The organism is Bradyrhizobium sp. STM 3843, from assembly GCF_000239815.1.
Lineage (GTDB): Bacteria > Pseudomonadota > Alphaproteobacteria > Rhizobiales > Xanthobacteraceae > Bradyrhizobium.
In genome coordinates, this window is sequence record NZ_CAFK01000084.1 from 1 (window position 1) to 19,271 (window position 19,271).

The 19,271-nt window shown below is 62.1% G+C and carries 19 protein-coding genes; 9 read left to right on the forward strand and 10 right to left on the reverse strand.

Features of this window, described 5'->3' with window-relative positions; all coding sequences use genetic code 11:
* Positions 1-1,005, reverse strand: a 1,005-nt coding sequence (locus BRAS3843_RS11415) for a histidine kinase dimerization/phospho-acceptor domain-containing protein (RefSeq protein WP_035981463.1), incomplete at its 3' end; no start/stop codon positions are given.
* Positions 1,002-2,495 carry an ATPase domain-containing protein gene (locus BRAS3843_RS11420; protein ID WP_008969032.1) on the reverse strand — a complete coding sequence of 498 codons (1,494 nt, stop codon included), beginning with the start codon at positions 2,493-2,495 and terminating at the stop codon, positions 1,002-1,004. The genes BRAS3843_RS11420 and BRAS3843_RS11415, both read right to left, overlap by 4 nt.
* Before the next feature lie 238 nt (positions 2,496-2,733).
* Between BRAS3843_RS11420 and BRAS3843_RS11425 the strand changes: the two genes are divergently transcribed.
* Complete coding sequence (locus BRAS3843_RS11425; protein ID WP_008969033.1) at positions 2,734-3,069, forward strand: hypothetical protein; 336 nt, start codon at positions 2,734-2,736, stop codon at positions 3,067-3,069.
* A 31-nt stretch (positions 3,070-3,100) separates the two neighbouring features.
* On the opposite strand, the gene BRAS3843_RS11430 is transcribed toward BRAS3843_RS11425, so the two are convergent.
* The 3 genes from BRAS3843_RS11430 to BRAS3843_RS11440 all read right to left on the reverse strand — a co-directional run bounded on the left by BRAS3843_RS11430 (position 3,101) and on the right by BRAS3843_RS11440 (position 5,341).
* Positions 3,101-3,580, reverse strand: a complete 480-nt coding sequence (locus BRAS3843_RS11430; protein ID WP_008969034.1) for a YbaK/EbsC family protein — start codon at positions 3,578-3,580, stop codon at positions 3,101-3,103.
* A complete protein-coding gene (locus BRAS3843_RS11435; RefSeq protein ID WP_008969035.1) occupies positions 3,577-4,317 on the reverse strand; it encodes a haloacid dehalogenase type II in 741 nt (246 codons plus the stop codon). Before BRAS3843_RS11435 ends, BRAS3843_RS11430 begins: the two co-directional genes overlap by 4 nt.
* A 139-nt stretch (positions 4,318-4,456) precedes the next feature.
* The gene (locus BRAS3843_RS11440; RefSeq protein ID WP_008969036.1) at positions 4,457-5,341 is read right to left on the reverse strand and encodes a 4-hydroxyphenyl-beta-ketoacyl-CoA hydrolase; all 885 of its coding nucleotides are present in this window, start codon (positions 5,339-5,341) and stop codon (positions 4,457-4,459) included.
* Between the two features lie 297 nt (positions 5,342-5,638).
* Between BRAS3843_RS11440 and ykgO the strand changes: the two genes are divergently transcribed.
* The 3 genes from ykgO (at position 5,639) to BRAS3843_RS11450 (ending at position 6,852) form a co-directional block, all read left to right on the forward strand.
* The gene (gene ykgO / locus BRAS3843_RS39575) at positions 5,639-5,764 is read left to right on the forward strand and encodes a type B 50S ribosomal protein L36 (RefSeq protein WP_006611362.1); all 126 of its coding nucleotides are present in this window, start codon (positions 5,639-5,641) and stop codon (positions 5,762-5,764) included.
* Between the two features lie 95 nt (positions 5,765-5,859).
* Complete coding sequence (locus BRAS3843_RS11445; protein WP_008969037.1) at positions 5,860-6,489, forward strand: tetratricopeptide repeat protein; 630 nt, start codon at positions 5,860-5,862, stop codon at positions 6,487-6,489.
* 120 nt (positions 6,490-6,609) lie between these two features.
* On the forward strand, positions 6,610-6,852 hold the full coding sequence (locus BRAS3843_RS11450; protein WP_035981466.1) for a hypothetical protein: 243 nt from the start codon (positions 6,610-6,612) through the stop codon (positions 6,850-6,852).
* A gap of 42 nt (positions 6,853-6,894) precedes the next feature.
* Here BRAS3843_RS11450 and BRAS3843_RS11455 read toward each other — a convergent pair whose 3' ends face one another.
* The gene (locus BRAS3843_RS11455; RefSeq protein ID WP_008969039.1) at positions 6,895-7,077 is read right to left on the reverse strand and encodes a hypothetical protein; all 183 of its coding nucleotides are present in this window, start codon (positions 7,075-7,077) and stop codon (positions 6,895-6,897) included.
* Between the two features lie 259 nt (positions 7,078-7,336).
* Here BRAS3843_RS11455 and BRAS3843_RS11460 point away from each other — a divergent pair, with 259 nt between their 5' ends.
* Positions 7,337-8,302, forward strand: coding sequence for an alpha/beta hydrolase (locus BRAS3843_RS11460; RefSeq protein ID WP_008969041.1), 966 nt, complete (start codon positions 7,337-7,339; stop codon positions 8,300-8,302).
* Between the two features lie 89 nt (positions 8,303-8,391).
* Here the strand turns inward: BRAS3843_RS11460 and cycA are convergent, their stop codons facing one another.
* On the reverse strand, positions 8,392-8,787 hold the full coding sequence (gene cycA / locus BRAS3843_RS11465; RefSeq protein WP_008969042.1) for a cytochrome c-550 CycA: 396 nt from the start codon (positions 8,785-8,787) through the stop codon (positions 8,392-8,394).
* Positions 8,788-9,007: 220 nt separating this feature from the next.
* Between cycA and BRAS3843_RS11470 the strand changes: the two genes are divergently transcribed.
* Both BRAS3843_RS11470 and BRAS3843_RS38860 read left to right on the forward strand, forming a co-directional pair.
* Positions 9,008-10,501, forward strand: a complete 1,494-nt coding sequence (locus BRAS3843_RS11470) for an FAD-linked oxidase C-terminal domain-containing protein (RefSeq protein WP_008969043.1) — start codon at positions 9,008-9,010, stop codon at positions 10,499-10,501.
* Positions 10,502-12,011: 1,510 nt separating this feature from the next.
* The gene (locus BRAS3843_RS38860; RefSeq protein ID WP_008969044.1) at positions 12,012-13,466 is read left to right on the forward strand and encodes an HAD family hydrolase; all 1,455 of its coding nucleotides are present in this window, start codon (positions 12,012-12,014) and stop codon (positions 13,464-13,466) included.
* Between the two features lie 847 nt (positions 13,467-14,313).
* Here BRAS3843_RS38860 and BRAS3843_RS11480 read toward each other — a convergent pair.
* From BRAS3843_RS11480 to BRAS3843_RS11490, 3 genes are all read right to left on the reverse strand, one after another.
* Positions 14,314-15,039, reverse strand: coding sequence for a hypothetical protein (locus BRAS3843_RS11480; protein ID WP_008969046.1), 726 nt, complete (start codon positions 15,037-15,039; stop codon positions 14,314-14,316).
* A gap of 375 nt (positions 15,040-15,414) precedes the next feature.
* Positions 15,415-15,753, reverse strand: coding sequence for a putative quinol monooxygenase (locus BRAS3843_RS11485; RefSeq protein ID WP_008969047.1), 339 nt, complete (start codon positions 15,751-15,753; stop codon positions 15,415-15,417).
* Between the two features lie 463 nt (positions 15,754-16,216).
* Positions 16,217-17,143 (reverse strand): alpha/beta hydrolase, encoded by a 927-nt coding sequence (locus BRAS3843_RS11490; protein ID WP_201768851.1) that lies wholly within the window; start codon positions 17,141-17,143, stop codon positions 16,217-16,219.
* Between the two features lie 434 nt (positions 17,144-17,577).
* Here BRAS3843_RS11490 and BRAS3843_RS11495 point away from each other — a divergent pair, with 434 nt between their 5' ends.
* On the forward strand, positions 17,578-18,816 hold the full coding sequence (locus BRAS3843_RS11495; protein ID WP_008969050.1) for an FAD-binding protein: 1,239 nt from the start codon (positions 17,578-17,580) through the stop codon (positions 18,814-18,816).
* A partial coding sequence (locus BRAS3843_RS11500; protein ID WP_035981464.1) for a 4Fe-4S dicluster domain-containing protein occupies positions 18,813-19,271 on the forward strand: 459 nt, incomplete at its 3' end. The genes BRAS3843_RS11495 and BRAS3843_RS11500, both read left to right, overlap by 4 nt.

The following is a 19,271-nucleotide window of genomic DNA, read 5'->3' on the forward strand; positions in this document are numbered from 1 at the left end:
ACCCAGCGTCGCATTGCTGGTGGACACCGTCAGCCGTCCACCGACGCCCATCGCGTCGCGCGCATTGATGGCCAGGTTCAGCACCGCGAGCTCCAGCTGTGTGGGATCGACCAGCGCGTGCCAGAGGCCGTTGGCGAGCGAGGTCTGGATCTCAATGCTGCCGCCGATCGTGCTATGCAGGAGGTCACGCATGCTGGCGACGGTGTGATTGAGGTCGAGCACCTTCGGCTCGAGCCGCTGACGCCGCGAGAAGGACAGCAGCTGGTCGGTCAGCTTGGCGCCGCGCTCGGCAGCAGCGCGCATGAACTGCAGGCGTTGCGACAGCTTGCCGTCGATCCCGCGTGCAGCAAAATCCCTTTCCATGAACGAGATGTTGCCAAGCACGACTGTCAGCAGATTGTTGAAGTCATGCGCAACGCCTGAGGTCAGTTGACCGACGGCCTCAAGCCGCTGCATCTGCCGCAACGTACCTTCGACGCGCTCGCGTTCCTCCATCTGCGCAAGCAATTGACGATTCGCTGCCGCAAGCTCCTTGGTGCGCTCCTGCACGCGCTCCTCGAGCTCCTCATTGAGTTTGCGGCATTCATATTGCCGCCTGCGTCCACGCAAATGGGTGCGGACCACGCTGATCAATGTGGTCGGATGAAAGGGACGCTCGAGGAAACTGACGCTGCCGAGCGCCTCGGTCAGTTGCGCGGCCGTAGGATTGCGTTCGATGCCTCCGCCGTGCTCGGTGAGCACGATGAAGGGAAAATCCGACCAGGCCGGCTGCCGGCTGACCCAGTCGGCAAGCGGTCGGATGTCGATGCCGCGGAATGCTTCCTCCGTCACGATCGCAAGCTCGCAGCCGTCAGCTATTCCGGCGACCATCTCCTGAAAGGAGCCACAGATATGCGCGCTCAAATGAGCCTCGTGCAGGATGCTCTGCGCGAGCCTGGCGTCCCTTCCGCGCGGCGCAAGGATCAGCGTTCGCTCGTGTGTGTCGGTGCTGTCGAACTTGCTCACAGTGTTTCCATCAGCGGCGCCGCGCCGCCGACATAGGTCGGAATGCCCCGCAGCACGCCTTGAAAGTCGACGAGCGGCTCGCCGACCACGATGCCGTGCGCGTTGATCATCAGTTCTCTGATCGTATCCTCGTGTGGGCCGGTACGCTTCTTGATGACGGAAATCGCCCGCCGCACTCGGCCGCGCGCTTCGAAATAGCGCAGCATGATCACGGCATCGGCGAGGTAAGTGACATCGACCGGCTGCTTCATCTCGCCCATCAGCCCGTGCTGGGCGACAGTGAGCAGTGTGGCGGCGCCGCGGCGGTTGAGATATTGCAGCAGTTCGTGCAGGTGCAGGATGAGGAACTGCTCCTCGGGCATTGCGGCCTGATAGCCATTGAGGCTGTCGATGGCGACCGTCTTGATGTTCTCCTGGTCGACGCTGCGGCGAACGCGATCAGTGAATTCGCCGGGTGACAGCTCAGCTGCGTCCATCTGCTCGACAATGAGGTCGCCGGCGTCGCGCATGGCCTGGATGTCGATTCCAAGGGTCTTGGCACGTGAAATCAGGAGACCAAGCTCCTCATCGAAAACGAACAGGCCGGCGCGCTCGCCGCGCTGGACGCTGGTGGCGAGGAATTGGAGCGACAGCAGCGACTTGCCGGTGCCTGCCGGACCGAGGATCAGCGTGCTCGAGCCGGCCGTGATGCCGCCGCCCAACAAATCATCAAGTTGTGAGACGCCGCTCTTGATGGGCGAGCCGATGAAACCGTGACGGTGCTCGGCCGCAACCAGCCGAGGAAATACCTGCACGCCACCATGGCTGATGATGAAGTCGTGATAGCCGCCGCGAAAACTCTGGCCGCGGCATTTGGCGACACGCAGCCGTCTGCGCTCGGCACCGTAGGTGGGCGCAAGCTGGTCGAGATGGATCACGCTATGAGCGATGCTGTGAACGGCACGGTCGGTGCTTTCGGTGGTCAGATCGTCCAGGGTGATGACGGTGGATTTGTTACGGGCGAAATAATGCTTCAGCGCCAGGATCTGGCGGCGATAGCGCAGCGAACTTTGCGCCAGCAGTCGGATTTCGGACAGGCTGTCGATGACGATCCGCTGCGGCTGAAATTTCTCGATCGCCTCGAAGATGCGCTCGACGGTCTCGCCGAGTTCGAGATCCGACGAATACAGCAGGCTCTGATGTTGGTTGGGGTCCAGGATGCTTTCCGGCGGCACCAGCTCGCAGATCCGGATGCGATCGCCGATTGTCCACCCATGCGATGCTGCCCCGTCGCGCAATTCGTCCTCGGTCTCGGCCAGGCTCACATAGAGCCCGCTCTCGCCGGCTTTGGCGCCCGCGAGCAGGAATTGCAGCGCAATCGTTGTCTTTCCCGTGCCGGGAATGCCTTCAAGCAGATGAAGACGGTTCCGCGCGAGCCCGCCTCCGAGCACATCGTCGAGACCCGATATTCCTATGTTGGCGCGCGGCAAGCGCTGGCTGGTCGTTGTCATCCGATCAAAAGGAGGGTTGGGGAACCGAAGCGTTGTGGAACAACCAACGTTGCAGGGTCGGCTAGGTTCCGCGCCCCCTGCGTCGGGTAAGTGTCGCCGCTACGCCGCACGCGCGTGCAAGGTGTCCCGATCACGTCTGTTTGTCTGGACCGAACCTTTGAATGTTCCGTTCATTGCCAGGAACCCCCCCGGCCGAGCCGGGCGGTTTGAGTGTGCGATTGGACGAAAGGAATTCGGCATGCGCCTGCAGCACATGATGATCGTTCTTGCCCCGATGCTCTCTGCTGGTGCGGCCTTCGCCGACGATAATCGCGGCACGATGGACCAACAGATGGCCTGTACTTCCGACGTGTGGCGGCTGTGCAGCGCCTACATTCCCGACCGCGACAGCATCGTCGCATGTCTGAAGCAGAATACGCCGCAGCTGTCCGGGCCATGCCGCGCCGTCTTTGAGCCGAGCGCACCACCCCAGGCCCAACAGCGGCCCGCGCGGCGCGTGGCGCAGCCTCGGACCGTGCCGCCGCACAACTATTCGGCCCAGCGCCGGACCTATGACATCGATGACGACGAGTGAGCCGTTCGGGCGCTCTTGATCGATCTCCGGATCAATCCCCGGATCGATCTTGGGCTTCGCAGACGTCGACCCATTCGGCCCCGGTCAGCTCAGCGATGCGTCCAGGCGCGATCCTCACGGCGCTGTGGGTCGAGCCGGCCGCGGGCACGACGATATCGAACGCCTTCAGCGACACGTCGCAATAGACCGGCAGCGGCGCTTTCAGTCCGAACGGACAGACGCCGCCCACTTCGTGCCCGGTGATCTCGGCGACCTCTTCGAGCCCAAGCATTTTCGGCTTGCCGCCGAACATCGCCTTGACCTTCTTGTTGTCCATGCGCGAGGTGCCTGACGTCACGATCAGGATGACACGCTCGCCGATTCGCAAGCTCAACGTCTTGGCGATGCGCGCCGGCTCGACGCCATAGGCTTCGGCTGCGAGGACGACGGTCGCCGAGCTCACGCTGGATTCGATGACGCTGATATCGGGGGCTGTTTCGGCGAAGAAGGCGCGGACGGATTCCAGACTCATGTGGCTGCAACAATCCCGGGCAGTTCTGAGAGCGCAGCAATACGATAGTCCGGCGCAAAACCCAACTCGTCCATTTGTGTCCGCAGCGCCTTGAACATGGTCAGCGGTGGCACGAGGTCGGTGGCAGCGCAGGCTGCGGCCATGGCCTGTGGGGTGACTCGTTCTATCCAGGCAACCCTCAACCCGAAAGCCTTGGCCCCGCAGACGTCCCAGGGATTTGAGGAGACGAACAGCACGTCCGCCGGACTGACGCCGAGCGCCGGTTCGATCAGCGCATAGGCCTGCGGGCTCGGCTTGAAGATCTTCGCGGCGTCGACGCTGATTGTGGCATCAAGCACGGTGTCGAGACCGCTGTTGCGAACCAGCGCGTTCAGCATGGCCGGACTGCCGTTCGACAGGATAGCGAGCTTGCATCCTTTCATCGCGGTCAGCGCCGCAGATGCGTTCGGATCAAGATCGAGATGCAGGTACTTGTCGATGATGCGATCGAAGGTGGCCGGATCGGAACCGAGGCCGAGCACCCGCAAGGTGTAGGCAAGCGAATCGCGCGTGACCGTCGCGAAGTCTTGGTAGCGGCCCATCAGCGACCGCAGCCAGCTATATTCGAGCTGCTTGATGCGCCACAGCTGCGTGATCATGTCGCCGTGGCCAGGAAACGACTGCTCGGTCACGGCCGCCACCGACTGGACGTCGTACAGCGTGCCATAGGCGTCGAAGACCACGGCTTTGATCGGCACGGCGTTTCTCCCGACAGCATGGGCGCGGCGGTCGGTCCGCCGCGCCTTGACCTCATTAGCATGCGGACTCGGGGCAGGGGGGCCGGGACGGGATCACGTTCGCTTGGGCAAATCTGCGCTTGGTCAAACCTGAAGCGGCTCAGATGCCGAGCAGCTTGCGCGCGTTCGCCTTCAGCACCTTCGGCCGGATCTCCTCTCGGATATCGAGCTTGGCGAAATCGGCCAGCCAGCGGTCCGGCGTGATCACCGGCCAGTCCGAGCCGAACAGCATCTTGTCCTGCAGAATCGAGTTGATGTAGCGCACCAGGATCGGCGGGAAGTATTTCGGCGACCAGCCGGACAGGTCGATATAGACATTCGGCTTGTGGGTCGCGACCGACAGCGCCTCCTCCTGCCAGGGGAAGGAGGGATGGGCGAGAATGATCTTCAGGTCAGGAAAATCAGCCGCGACGTCGTCCATATACATCGGGTTGGAATATTTGAGCCGCATGCCCATGCCGCCGGGCATGCCGCTGCCGACGCCGGTCTGGCCGGTGTGGAATAGCGCGATCGCGCCGCCGTCGTTGATCGCCTCATAGAGCGGATAGGCCATGCGGTCGTTGGCATAGAAGCCCTGCATGGTCGGATGGAATTTGAAGCCGCGAACGCCGTAGTCCTCGATCAGCTTGCGCGCCTCGCGTACGCCGAGCTTGCCCTTGTGCGGGTCAATGCTGACGAAGGGGATCAGCACGTCGAGATGCTCGGAGGCCACCTCGAGCATTTCGTAATTGTTGTACCGGCGGAAGCCGGTCTCGCGTTCGGCATCGACGGGGAAGATCACCGCGGCGATGTTCTTCGAGCGATAATAGGCGGCCGTTTCCGGCACGGTGGGCGGGTGCTTGTGCGGCGACTTGAAATACTCCGCCATCTGCGCCTGGAAATCGTCATAGCCGTCGTCGGGGTGCATGCCGCAGGGTTCCTCGGCATGGGTGTGAATGTCGATGGCGACGACATCGTCGATCTTCGGCAAAGCGAGCTTCGGCATGGGCGTTCCCGGTTTGGTTCTTGGCTTGATGCAGGCGTTAAAAAAATTGATTATAGGATATAACAAATTTCGCAATGGGCAGCATCAAGGATCTTGGCCGTTCTGCCCCTTGCACGCAGGGCGCTCGGCGCCATGCTGGGGCCAGGCGCGACCTTACCGGCGGGTTCCGATTGACATCCGGCCGGCCGGTGGTTAATAACCGGCCGTCTCGGGCGGCAGGGCCGCTAGCGGGAAAAGAATCTTTTTTGCTACTTTCGGCCTGTTCAACACGGCCTTTCAAAAGCATCAGGACGTCCCATGAAGGTCCGTAACTCGCTGAAATCGCTGCGTGGACGCCATCGCGCCAACCGCCTCGTCCGTCGTAAGGGCCGTGTCTACGTTATCAACAAGGTCCAGCGCCGTTTCAAGGCTCGCCAGGGCTGATTGCGGCTGCCTGCGCTCTCCAAGACGTGCGGCTCACAGGGCTTTGACACGCGACTTGCTTTGCAAGCTCGGCTGACTGCGTCTAGATTTCAGGGATGGCACTGAAATCATTCCGCGCAATTCTGCTCACCGCGTTTCTCGCAGCGGTCCCCTTCCTCGCTCACGCGCAGGATGACCCGCACGCCGCGCCCAAGCCGAAGCTCCCGGAAGCGCCGGCGAAGCTGCCTAAGGTTGGCGCCGACAAGACGCGGGGCCTCGATTTCCTGTTCGGCGCGCTGAAGGCCGCTCCCGATGATATGAGCGCCCGTCATGTCGAGGCGCGGATCTGGGCGATCTGGCTGCAAACGCCGAGCGATACGGTAGCGCTCTTGATGTCGCGGTCCAAAGCCGCCATGGACGCGCGCCAGAGCGACGTGGCCCTCAAGCTGCTGGACGCCGTGATCAAGCTCCGTCCGGATTATGTCGAAGCCTGGAACCGCCGGGCGACGTTGTACTATCTGCAGAACGACTATTCCCGTTCGCTCGCCGATATCCAGCAGGTGCTGGCGCGCGAGCCGCGGCACTTTGGCGCGCTCGCCGGGCTCGGCATGATCATGCAGGATCTCGGCGACGACAAGCGCGCGCTCGACGCCTTCCGCAAGGCGCTTGAGGTCAATCCGCATCTCGAGAAGGTGCCGGAGCTGGTGAAAACCTTGAGCGAAAAGGTCGAAGGGCGCGACATCTAGCTGGTATAGCGCGCAGGCGCCGTTCATGGTCGGTTAACCATGATTCCGGCGCCGCCCTTGTTCCCCATAACGGCCCTCATTAAGTCGCGCTTGGCCGCCATCAACGCCGGGAGCATCGAGATGCAACGTTGGGTGCTGGGAGCCAGCCTGACCGTCCTGTTCGCGACCGCCAGCTTGGCGGAAGACCTGTTCTGGGTTGTGGGAGACCGCGCGGCCGACCGGTGCGCCATCGTGACCAGCAATCCCGTCATCGTCGGCGACATCTGGTTCGCCGACGGTCCCTACAAATCGCTCGCCGACGCAAAGCTGGCGCGCTCCACCATTGGAGCGTGTCCCAACAAGCAGGACCCTGCCGACGACTGATGCGCGACGACTGATGCGGCGAAAGCAGGCCTTCGTCGGTGATCAATGCAGCGCGGTGCTGCGCCGCTCGGTCAGACCGTATTGCGCCGCCGCCGCATAAAGCTGGACGATTTCGGCTTCCAGGTGCTCGTTGACGAGGAGGAGCGCCTTCAACGCCCCGCGCAGATCGCCATTGCAGCTTGCGACGATTTCGTCGATAGCCGCCTCGCTTGAACGGAAACTCATCGGATACCCCCTCCCAAAACCCTGCAGGACTAACTCTCGCGGCCCGATCCCAGTTGCTGTGAATCACGTGGATCGATCGGGTCGTCAGCGGTGATGGCATGCGCCCACGTCCAACAAAAAGTCCGGACCATGGTTATAAAATGGCCGACGACGCGCTGATGACAGGATTCGCGCCCGCAACCGGGCGACGGGCCGGGATGATTCGCAACCTTTCCCACCCTGCCTTCGTATCTGGCATATGACAGGCAGAAAATTATCAATGATTTCAATCATACTTATTTGCGTTCTCGGGTTGTTGGCAGTCGTAACGCACCTCGGGGTAGTAGCGGTGGAGCGGCGCTATCCCGCTTCCGGTCAGGCGATCAAAATCGAAGGCGCGAACATTAATCTTGTGGATATCGGCCCCCGCGACGGCGCGGAGCCGCCGCTGCTGCTGATTCACGGCGCGAGCTCGAACCTTGATGCCATGCGTCGACCGCTCGGCGATCTGCTTGCGAGGTATCACCGGGTGCTGCTCGTGGACCGCCCCGGACACGGGTGGAGCGAGCGTGATCGTCTGGAGGACTCCACCCCCGCGATCCAGGCCCGGATGCTGGAGGACGTGCTGCAGAGGCTCGGCGTCGACAGCGTCATCCTGGTGGTCCATTCCTGGAGCGGTGCCCTCGGGACCCGGATGGCGCTCGACTTCCCGCACCGCGTCGCCGGGCTCGTGATGTTGGCGCCGGTGGCCTATCCCTGGCGTGGCGGGGTCGGTCGTTACAATGAGGCCGTCGCAACCCCGCTCATCGGGCCGCTGTTGGCCAACACGATCACGCTGCCTCTGGGCCTCCTGTTGGCGAAGGCCGCCGCACGCGGCGTGTTCCTGCCGCAGCCGATGCCTGACGATTTCCTGGATCAGACCGCCACGCCGCTGCTGCTGCGGCCCCGTGAATTCGCAGCCAATGCGCGCGATCTGGCGACGCTGAAGCAGGCCGTGCGCGAGCAGGCGCCTCGCTACGGGGAGATCAAAATACCGGTCACGATCATCGCCGGCGACGCCGACCGGACCGTCTTCACCGACATCCATTCGCGCCCGTTCGCGCGAGCCGTGCCGCAGACGCGGCTGATCGTGCGGCCGGATCTCGGGCACATGGTGCAGAATGCAGTCCCTGAGCTCGTGATCGAGGAGGTCGATCGCATGATCGCGGGGATGAGGCTGGCAAACGCACTGCCAACGGGTCCGTGATCGTTCGGAACGAGAAAGCCCCGGTCCGTAGGACCGAGGCGTTCTGATCAGTGTTGCAGGACCACGCGGCGCTGCAGCGCCGCCGTGCATCACTGCTTCTGCTTGCCGTCCTTGTCGAACGACGAGAGGTAGGCCCACAGATTGTTGATCTCGGTCTCGTTCTTGATGCCGGCGAACGTCATCTTGGTTCCGGGAATCTTGGCCTTCGGATCCTTGATGTATTCCTTGAACTGGGCCTCGTTCCAGGTGATGCCGGAGTTCTTGTTGGCGTCCGAATAATTGTAGTCCGGGGCGGTGCCCGAGTGGCGGCCGTCGAGCCCGTTGAGCTCGGGGCCGACCTTGTTCTTCGCGCCTTCGCCGATCGAATGGCAGGGCAGGCACTTGTTGAACGAGGTCTTGCCGGCAGCCGCATCCTGCGCCAGCGCGGCGGAGGCCAGCGACGATGCGGTCATGACGACGAACGCACTCAAAATCAGCTTGTTCATGGATCTGGGGCTCTGTGTTTTGCGGAACGACTATGCGCCCGGTTTGTGGCATGGCGTTCCGGCAGAGACAAGCCGCAACGCGCCGCCCGGACTTATCAATATTTCCGATCTGTTTGCGTAGCAGCAAAGATCCAAAGCGGATAGCTCCGCCTATCCAAACCGCTGCGGTTGTGATTGATAGGACTGGACAAATCGAAACGCGCGCCTGAGGGAGAACGCGATGGCGATCAAGATGCCGGAAGCCGATCAGGCCGTGCTCGGGCGCCGGAGCGAGATCGTCGCCGCCTTGCGCGCGATCGTACCCGGCGAAGGCGTCATCGACAGTGCCGCCGAGATGCTTCCCTATGAGTCCGACGGCCTGATGGCGTATCGGCAGCCGCCGATGGTGGTGGTGCTGCCGGACACGACGGAGCAGGTCTCGAAGGTCCTGAAGTACTGTCACGCGCAGGGCATCAAGGTGGTTCCGCGCGGGTCCGGAACCTCGCTGTCGGGCGGCGCGCTGCCGCTCGCTGACGCCGTGCTGCTCGGCTTGGGCAAGTTCAAGCGCATCCGCGAGATCGATTTCGACAACCGCGTCGTCGTCACCGAACCCGGCGTCACCAATCTCGCGATCAGCCAGGCGGTCGCGCATGCCGGCTTCTACTACGCGCCCGATCCGTCCTCGCAGATCGCCTGCTCGATCGGCGGCAATGTCGCCGAGAATTCCGGCGGCGTGCACTGCCTGAAATACGGCATGACCACCAACAACGTGCTCGGCTGCGAGCTCGTGCTGATGACCGGGGAGGTCCTGCGAATCGGAGGCAAGTGCGCCGAGAACGCGGGCTATGACCTGATGGGGCTGATCACAGGATCGGAAGGCCTGCTCGGCGTGGTGACGGAAGTCACCGTGCGCATCCTGCAGAAGCCCGAGACGGCACGCGCGCTGATGGTCGGCTTCGCCGAGGTCGAGGCCGCCGGCGAATGCGTGGCCCGCATCATCGGCGCCGGCATCATCCCCGGCGGGATGGAGATGATGGACAAGCCGGCGATTCACGCGGCGGAAGCCTTCGTCCACGCCGGCTATCCGCTCGATGTCGAGGCGCTGCTGATCATCGAACTCGATGGTCCCGCGGTCGAGGTCGACGAGCTGATCACGCGGGTCGAGACGATTGCCAATGGCTGCGGTTCGACCTCCTGCCGGATCTCGACCTCCGAGGCCGAGCGCAATTTGTTCTGGGCCGGCCGCAAGGCGGCGTTTCCCGCGGTCGGGCGCATCTCGCCGGACTATCTCTGCATGGACGGCACCATTCCGCGCGGCGCGCTGCCGCAGGCCCTGGCGCGCATCCGCCAGCTCTCCGAGAAGTACCAGCTCGGCTGCGCCAACGTCTTCCACGCCGGCGACGGCAATCTCCATCCGCTCATTCTCTACGATGCCAACAAGCCCGGCGAGATGGAGCGGGCCGAGGCGTTCGGCGCCGACATCCTGCGCTGCTGTGTGGAGCTTGGCGGGGTGCTGACCGGCGAGCATGGCGTCGGCATCGAGAAGCGCGACCTGATGCCGGACATGTTCACCGAGATCGATCTCAATCAGCAGCAGCGCGTCAAATGCGCGTTCGATAGCCAGGGTCTGCTCAATCCGGGCAAGGTGTTCCCGACGCTGCATCGCTGCGCCGAGCTCGGCCGCATGCACGTCCATGCCGGCAAGCTGGCATTCCCGGACCTGCCGAGATTCTGAAGAGCGCTTCGGGGAGCATGGCAGTCGCATATCGCGGTCAGGCCGCGGAGTCGCTGTTCGCAGTTTTGACAAGTCGTCCCACGATCTCGTCATGCCCGGCCTTGTGCCGGGCATCCACGTCTTGGCTCCGAGGGGAAGAAAGACGTGGATGGCCGGGTCGAAGCCCGGCCATGACGATGTGGATGCATTGTCAAAAACAGTGACAGCATATGCGATCGCCTCGGCCGAAGGGCAGGGAATGGCGTGGTCAATGCCATGGCGACTTCCATCATCGCATCAGATCCAGGTTCATATCTCAATTATCGGGCATGACTTCGCATTCTCGCGGCGCATGACGCCCAAGCTGTTGCGACCGTCTGCCCTTCGAAAGCAAACGAGAGGGCACGGGGAATGCCGGGTGAAGGCCTCACCCATGGCCCGCCTGCAAACAAAAAGCAGGCGGCAGTCACCACAGGTTCAGCCGAGCATCCGGCATTCCCCGCGCGCTGGTCTTAACGCATATACGTGCTCGCCCCGGGGACCGGCTCGATTGCCCCCGTTTTCGCGACAACGCTTGCGCGTTGCGCTGACCCCAGCACCGGGAGGCCAGGCCCACACGATTTCGCGTCCGCGTCGCAGTCGTTCGTCGGCATAACCTAAGTCACGCTGCGACCCGACACGGCCACCGCATCCCCACCTCACGTATCGTGACGACCGCGCGTACGCCCCTCTCGGCGAAGCAGGATGGGCGGAGGATTGCATGATTTCGGTAAAAACGAAAGAGGAAATTCTCGACGCCTGAAGGGTATCAGGCGTTCTGCGTTGAAAGTGCTCGCGAAATGAATTTTTTCGCGCGGACGATTTTGGCCTCTTGCCGCAGCTGCTGAGGTCGAAGCAGCCGATGCCGAAGTGCCCATGAGCAACTGTCGACGCGTGACTGCAAAGTGAAGGAACAGCGTTCGCCGGAACGCGCATGTTCGGCATCGTGAATGCTCGCAAAATCGGGTAATCGTACAGACGAACGAACTTGGCCCAGGATATCGGTATGGAAAGCCGAAATCGGTACAAAGCAACGAAATGAACGCAGCACAATGTCGCATGGCGCGCCGCATTGGGCCTCGGCATCAGAGAACTCGCCGAGAAAGCAAGGTCGCGCCGAGCACGGTCACGCGGTTGGAAGCGGGCGAAGAGCCTCAGCCGAGAGCAGTGCAAGCGATACAGAGGATCTTGGAAGCTGAAGGCGTCGAGTTCACCAACGGCGAAGCGCGCGGCGTTCGACTATGGCGTGACAAGACCTGAAGATCCCGAGTCGCACACGTCGCGACGCGCTCACGACGCGAGGGGCAGCACTAACGCTCGATAGGTCCCCTCGACAAAATAGTTTAAATGTTCTATATTTGTTCTGATCGGACTTGGCGTCCAAGCGACTTTGAAAAGCTCGGCTTTTTCGGGCTTTTGGGCCGAAGTAGGCGGGACGTTACAACGGCGGCGTGGGCATCAGGCCTTTGCCGACCGACCATTTGGGATGAACATGACGCGTAAGACTATCGACACGGTCATCTTGGACCTCGACAACACAATCTTCGACTGGTTCGCAGTCTGGTATGCGTCCTTCCGTCCGATCTACGACGACATCATAAAGATATCTGGAAAACATGTTTCCGAAGTCGAAGCGTCGATCCGTAAGGTGCATCAGCAGCACCGGACTTCAGAATATACTTTCTTACTTGAAGAGTTGGATCTACTTGAAGCGCAGCGCGCCAAGGCTCCGATCCGCGAAGTGTTCCATGACGCGATAGAGAAGTCTCGCGCCGGTCGCGATCAGACGCTCAAGCTGTATCCGAGTGTATTTCCTAGTCTTTGGGATCTAAAGCAAAAGGGCACGAAGATTGTCGCCTACACGGAATCGATGGGGTTTTACAGTGCGTATCGGTTGAAGCGCTTTGGCCTTGACGGCGTGATCGACGTCTTGTTCAGCCCACAAGATCATGAAGTACCAGCAGGTGTTTCCGTGGAAAAGCTGCGCCGTCATCCCGATGAATTTTATCAACTCCAGGTCACACAGGTTCGCCATACGCCTCCTGGCGAACTGAAGCCCAATCCAAGAGTCTTGCTTGATATTCTAAAGACCGTCGGTGCTACGGCGGACCGCTGCGCTTACATTGGCGATAGCCTCTTCAAGGACGTCGCTATGGCGCGCGACGTTGGCGTCCTCGATGTTCACGCTCGGTACGGCGAAAGCCAGCGCAAGCCGGAATACAAACTTCTGCAGAACGTTTCACATTGGACGCAGGAAGACGTTGACCGCGAGGTCGCCATCACGTCGAAGGCGCACAGCTTCACACCGTCTGTTGTGCTGAAGGATTCTTTTGCTGAAATCTTCATGTACTGTGACTTCGTCGCGTTTAAGCCAGCTGATGACCAAATCAGCGCAGAGCAGGAAACCAAAAACGCAATCGAAATCTGGAAGAAATGTGTCGACGTACATCAGCACTTTAATGATTTGGAAATGCGCATTCGAAACTTCGCACTAACCGTCGTTGGTGCTCTCATAGCGTCGGTTAGTTTCACCTACCAGCAGGGTCTTCAAACTCATATTTTCGGAACTGCCATTCCCGCAGGGCTCGGGTTGGTGGCTGCGGCCTTCTTCGCATGGGTTGGCTTCTTTTTTATGGATCGATATTGGTACCATGTCCTTCTCAAGGGCGCGGTCATGCACTCGGCCAAGATTGAAAAGCGCTATGCTTCATCTATTCCTGGAATAGGTCTTGGGATGACAATCTCGGAAGCAAGCGGAAACGTCAAAATCCTCGGCATACAAATGAACTCGGATCGCCGACTGGAGGCGTTTTACTTGATTGGCGCTGCGATGATAGGGGTTGTGTTTGTCTTCTTGCTGCTCGCGCAGCCAAACCAGGCGGTTAATACCAGTTCGAAGTCTGCCGCGCAGCCACCTTCTGCGCAATCAACGAAGCCGTCTCCTTAGACGCGCATCGTGCAGGAGCGCGTTGCTTGTATTGCAATTGCTGCAATCGTAGCTGCTTCGGCTATGTTGAGGCGTCGCAAGAAGGCTACTGAGACAGGTTAGAGAGAGGCCGATGCCCAAGAAGTTTCCAACGTACCTCTGCAAGAAGTCGTGCTCGGCCGATCTTGAATATTCTATGTATCGGTTCGAAAAGGGGAGAACCTACACGGACGACGGCACGACGATCATGGATGTTTACACCAGTAGCGACGACTGGTTTGAACCGACCGAGCCCAATGCCAGCACGATCACAGTTACCCACCCTGAAGCAAGAAGACGAAGGTAATTACTTTATACGCTGTCGCCGTGATTCGGCGATCTAAGGGGTTTAACATGAGCGCAAATTCGGAATTACGGTGACAGTGCACCAAATCCGGTGAAATATTAAAGTGCAGCATCACCGTAATTCCGTGATTCTGGACGGCTCATCATAGGCGATCATCGCCATTTGGTCACGCGTTCAATATGAAAGCGTCCGAACCAGACCTTTATATTAATGCGGATTGTTTCACTCGTCGGCGTCGTCGAAGAGGATTCCGATCCCCGCAAGGTGATCGGAAGAGGTTCATCTCCGTGCTGCCGGAGAAACTCTTTGGCAATTGGCTCGTCAGTCTTGGTCCTGCCGAGAGGGCTATTGGTGGCCTCCCGGATTTTCGTTCGCTTCACCCAATTCGCCATCTGTACGCGTGCTCCTCGTTCTGGCGTGAACTGGGGCAGAAATTGGCAAGATCATCTCGGAATGTGAACCTGCGAAGAAAATCTGATGTTTTTTCGCAGGGCTCGATTTTTGACTTAACTTATTGCGAACTCAGGTGATATTTTTTTGTCGAAGTATTCGCTTTGCCATCCCAATCGGGTGCTCGCCGAGCAGTTGCGCCGCGTGACGAACGTAACCGGCTATCTCCTGGCGACGTTTTCGACACAGCGTGAGAGCCTCCCAATAGCGCCGCTCAATCGAGCTTGGCTTGCCGCCATATAGTTCGCAATACCGAGCAAACGCCTTCAAGTTCGAGCCAGCGAGTTGGCCCTTGAGCCGACGCACTTCTCGGATCAGTTTTTCAGCCCTTTGGTGCTGTTCGGATTCGGCTCGGATCGGATGCAGCTTCGGTCGCCCGACCTGTCCCGCCTTTCCTTCGATTAGATTAGCGACGTGATGTTGCACCGAGGCCGGAATAACAGGCAGAGGCTTGAACAGCATATCTTGAAGAGCATCAAGAAATTGCTCGACAGGAGGACTGACCTTTTCCTTCAATTCCAGACGTATCTGCAGAAATGCCATGACCTCCGGTGTGTGCATCAGTCGTAGCAGATCGTCGACCTCTGCGGTCGCGCTGCGAAGCGCGGCGACCACGCGCTGCTTCTCGGGAGCATAACCAGTCTCAAGCTGCACCTCGATCGTCTTCCACTGCTCAAGAAGCCGACGATCATTGGCCGACGTCTGCTTGTTGAGCTTGTCGCCCGTCGCTGCATCGGTAACTTGAGCGGACTTGCATTGATCGCGTTGTCCACCGGAACGACGTCTACTTACGATCATTGTTTGTCCTCAAGCCAATAGGCCGCGGATGCTTCGGAGCGGCTCGGCGTACTCGCTTGCGAAGCCGCCCGCTAATCCAGAGGCTGGTGCTATCTCGGACGCCACCGTACAGCCATCGTCGGATTGGAGCCATCACCTTCTTCGGCTGGCCGAGCTCCTTTCAACATCCGGCCAACGAGATCTGCCAACAACGTCATGCCTTCCGCTTCAACCCGATCTCGCCAGCCCAGGTATCCGAATTACGGTGCACTTCGTTAAAGGCGCAGCGGCGGACGTCGGCGCTAAAAAGCGCACTCTGACGGCTGCGTGCCCGTTACCTTGCAGGAAACGGACAGGCCGGCATCGCCCCAGTCCCGGTCTTGATGGGCTCACGCCCTAAATCAGCCCGTATTGCATCCGCTCGCGCCGTGCCAGGAGGGGCAGGGCCTGGCCCGCGATGTAGGTCTTGAAGTGGTCGCTCTCCTGGTGCGCCTTGAAGGCAGCCTCGTCGCGGAACAGTTCGTAGAACAGGAACTGCGCCGGGTTGTCCTTGGCGCGGGAGATCAGGAACAATTGGGCGCCGGGCTCCTTCTGCGCCTCCGGGAGGAAGCGTGACAGGATCTCGGCGACGCGGTCGGCCTCGCCGTCCTTGGCTTCCCATTGCGCCACCACCAGCAGGCCGCCGCCGCTGACGGCTTCGCTCACGGTTTTCGTGTCGATTGCATATTGCGCCATGTCGTCATCCTCTCGTTCGGGTATCCGCGGGGGCCATCGATAGCTCCGTTTCAGCCGCGGATAGTTCGATCGCGGATGAACTATGGATGTCGCGCAGGGCACAGGTCCGGAGACCATGAGGTTGGCAGGGTAATCGGGCATGGCCTTTCGAATCGGGGGCCTCATGGTTCGAGACGCGTCGCAAGAGCGACGCTCCTCACCATGAGGGTCTAAAATCGCGCGAGAAAAATGGTCCTCATCCCCTGGGACCGCCGCAGGCGGTCGTCTCGAAGGATGACCGCAGTAAGACTGCGCACCAAGCCTTTTTCCTCATATGCGATTGCTCTCCGTCACGTTGCGGCAGGTGTGCCGCGCGAGGGCCGCAAGTTCCGTCACGCCGCCCTTGTGTCCGGCCTCCGACGCATCAGAAAGGCTCCAATGGGGCCGGACCCGATGCGCTCCGAACCGTTCGGTTCACCGGTGGTCACAGCGCCTTGTCGTGCAGCCAGCTCCGGATGATTTCGACCAGCTCCGCCTTGCATTCCAGCGGCAGCCAGTGGGCGCCGGGCAGGCAGGTCACGCTCAGGTCCGCGCAGGCCGCGCGCATGGGGTCGCCGAGGCGATTGCCGCTGATGCTGTTGATCTGGTCGTAGTCGCCGTTGACGAACAGCACCGGCTGCGTGATCCGGCCGCCATTGGGAGCCGTGCGGGCGTAGGCGATGTTGGCATCGTCGTTGAGATACCAGGCGCAGGGCGCGCGGAAGCCGTTTTGATCGAACGCCCTTGCCAGCGCGTCGAAGTCGGCCGCGGGCCAGAGCGCGGGGTCAGGCTCGGTGGGCGGGGCGCGATGCGCGGCGCCGAAGCGGCCGCCCCTGCGCGTGACCGACGCGTTCGGCGAGGGCTGGCCGATGGCGGCGGGATCGCCGCGGCGATAGATCGAGGCCAGCGACGCCGCCTTGTCGGCATCGAGATCGGCGACCGCCGCCTGGAAGTGCGTCGTGTAGTAGCGGTAATAGTCCCACTGGCCGTCCGGATAGCGCTCCACGGAGTAGATCGCCCGATCGACCAGGGGGACGAGCGTCGGAAGCGCGTTGGCGTCGGGGAAGTACGGCACGGAGACCAGCACGACGCCCCGGCTGCGCCCAGGCTGGTGCGCGACCAGCGCGCCTGCGATGACGCTGCCCCAGTCGTGGCCGACCCAGATCGCAGGCTGGCCGCCGAGGTGGTCGTGGAGCTCCGCCATGTCGGTGACGACGTGTTCGTTGGCATAGGCGGATATCGCCGCGGGCGCGGAGGAGCGGCCATAGCCGCGCATGTCGGGCGCGATGCAATGCCAGCCATCGGCGGCAAACGCCTCCATCTGCGCGCGCCAGATCAGGCTGAGTTCCGGCCAGCCGTGCAGGAACATCATCAGCGGTCCGTCGGCCGGCCCGCTCTCGAGATAGTGCGTGGTGTGACGCGGCGTGCTGAGGTTGCGCGAAACCAGCTGCGCGGCCGGGGTGCCCGGTGCAGGGCTCGCGCTTGCGCCGGCTGCAGCTGTTCCGACGGGAGTGGATCGTGAATCACATGTCAGTCCGGCTGCGGAGGCTTGCGGTCGAGACGGGGCATTCATGGTCGAGCACTCCGGTTGTCCTGGTCGTCAGAGCGCGCCTCGCGCGTCATCCGCGCGGCGAGGCCGAGCGATCGGAAACGCGCGAGGCGCTGTGCAGGTCCGCTTCCGCGCTCAAGAACGTTCCATCACACCCGGCCTTGTGTCCGCGCTCCAACGCTTTAGAAGGTCTCCAACGGCAGCGGGCGCGCCTCGCGCGTCCGTCCGATCGTCACAATCAAGTAAGGCCAGCGGTGGTGGACGCCCTCAAAGTACGGAACGCAGCCGATGTCGAGGAGGTGGTGCGCGCCGCCATCGCCGGCGACCAGCCGATCGAGATCATCGGCCACGGCTCGAAGCGGGCGATCGGCCAGCCGACGGCGACCAATGCGGTGCTGGACCTGTCGTCCCTGAATGCCGTGATCTCCTATGAGCCGAACGAGCTGATCATCACGGTGCAGGCCGGCGCGCCGCTCGCCGACGTGCTGTCGCTGATCGATTCCAAGAGCCAGCAATTCGCCTTCGAGCCGGTCGACACCGGCCCGCTCCTGGGCGCGCCCGGGCGCGGCACCATCGGCGGCATGATCGCGGCAGGGCTGGCCGGTCCGCGCCGGATCAAGGCCGGCGGCGCGCGCGATCATCTGCTCGGCGCACATGCGGTCTCGGGGTTCGGCGAGAGCTTCAAGACCGGCGGCAAGGTGGTGAAGAACGTCACCGGTTACGATCTCTGCAAGCTGCTCGCCGGCTCCTGGGGCACGCTTGCGATCATGACCGAGGTGACCTTGAAGGTGATGCCGCGTCCCGAGGCCGAGCGGACCGTGGTGCTGCGCGGCCTCGATGACGGTACGGCCAATCAGGCCATGACCGCGGCGCTCGGCTCGCCGTTCGACGTGTCGGGCGCGGCGCATCTGCCGGCCTCGATCGCGTCTGCCGAGACCGATGGGCTGAAGGCGATTGCCGGTCCACAGCAGTCGCTGACCCTGGTGCGCCTGGAGGGCATCACGGCGTCGGCGGCCCATCGCGCAGCCTCGCTCGCCAAGCAGCTGGCGCCGTTCGGAACCACCGAAATCCTCGATGACGCCGCATCCGCGCCGATCTGGAGCGCCATCCGCGACGTCGTACCGTTTGCCGCCAACGGTCCGCTCGGGGCCTGGCCGGTGTGGCGGATCGTCTGTCCGCCGGTCTCCGGGGGGGCGTTGGGGCGGTTGCTCGCGCAGGAGACGGGCGGCGAGGTGATCTATGACTGGGGCGGCGGCCTGATCTGGCTGGCGTTGCCGCCGCAGGGCGATGCCGCGGCGGCGGCCGTGCGCCGGCATGTCGGCGCCGTCGGCGGGCATGCCACGCTGCTGCGGGCGTCCGAGGACGTCCGCCGCGCGGTCGATGTTTTCCAACCCCAACCGGCCGGGGTGGCCGCGCTCGAGGCGCGCGTGCGCGCCTCCTTCGATCCGAAGGCCGTTCTCAATCGTGGCCGTCTGCGGCGGAGTGTGGCGCCATGAAAACCGAATTCACTCTGGCCCAGCTCGCCGATCCCGATATCGCGGTCGCCGACAAGATCCTGCGCGCCTGCGTCCATTGCGGCTTCTGCACCGCGACCTGTCCGACCTATGTGCTGCTCGGCGACGAACTCGACAGTCCGCGCGGGCGCATCTACCTGATCAAGCAGATGCTGGAAAAGGACCAGCCGCCCACGGCCGAGGTCGTCAAGCATATCGACCGCTGCCTGTCGTGCCTGTCCTGCATGACGACCTGTCCCTCCGGTGTCCACTACATGCATCTGGTCGACCAGGCGCGGGTGCGAATCGAGAAAACCTACACGCGTCCGTTGGCCGATCGTCTGCTGCGCGCGGTGCTTGCGCATGTGCTGCCGCGGCCGGGCGCGTTCCGGCTTGCGACCTGGCTGGCCCGATTCGGCCGGCCGCTGGCGGGCCTGCTGCCCAAACCCCCGGTGGCG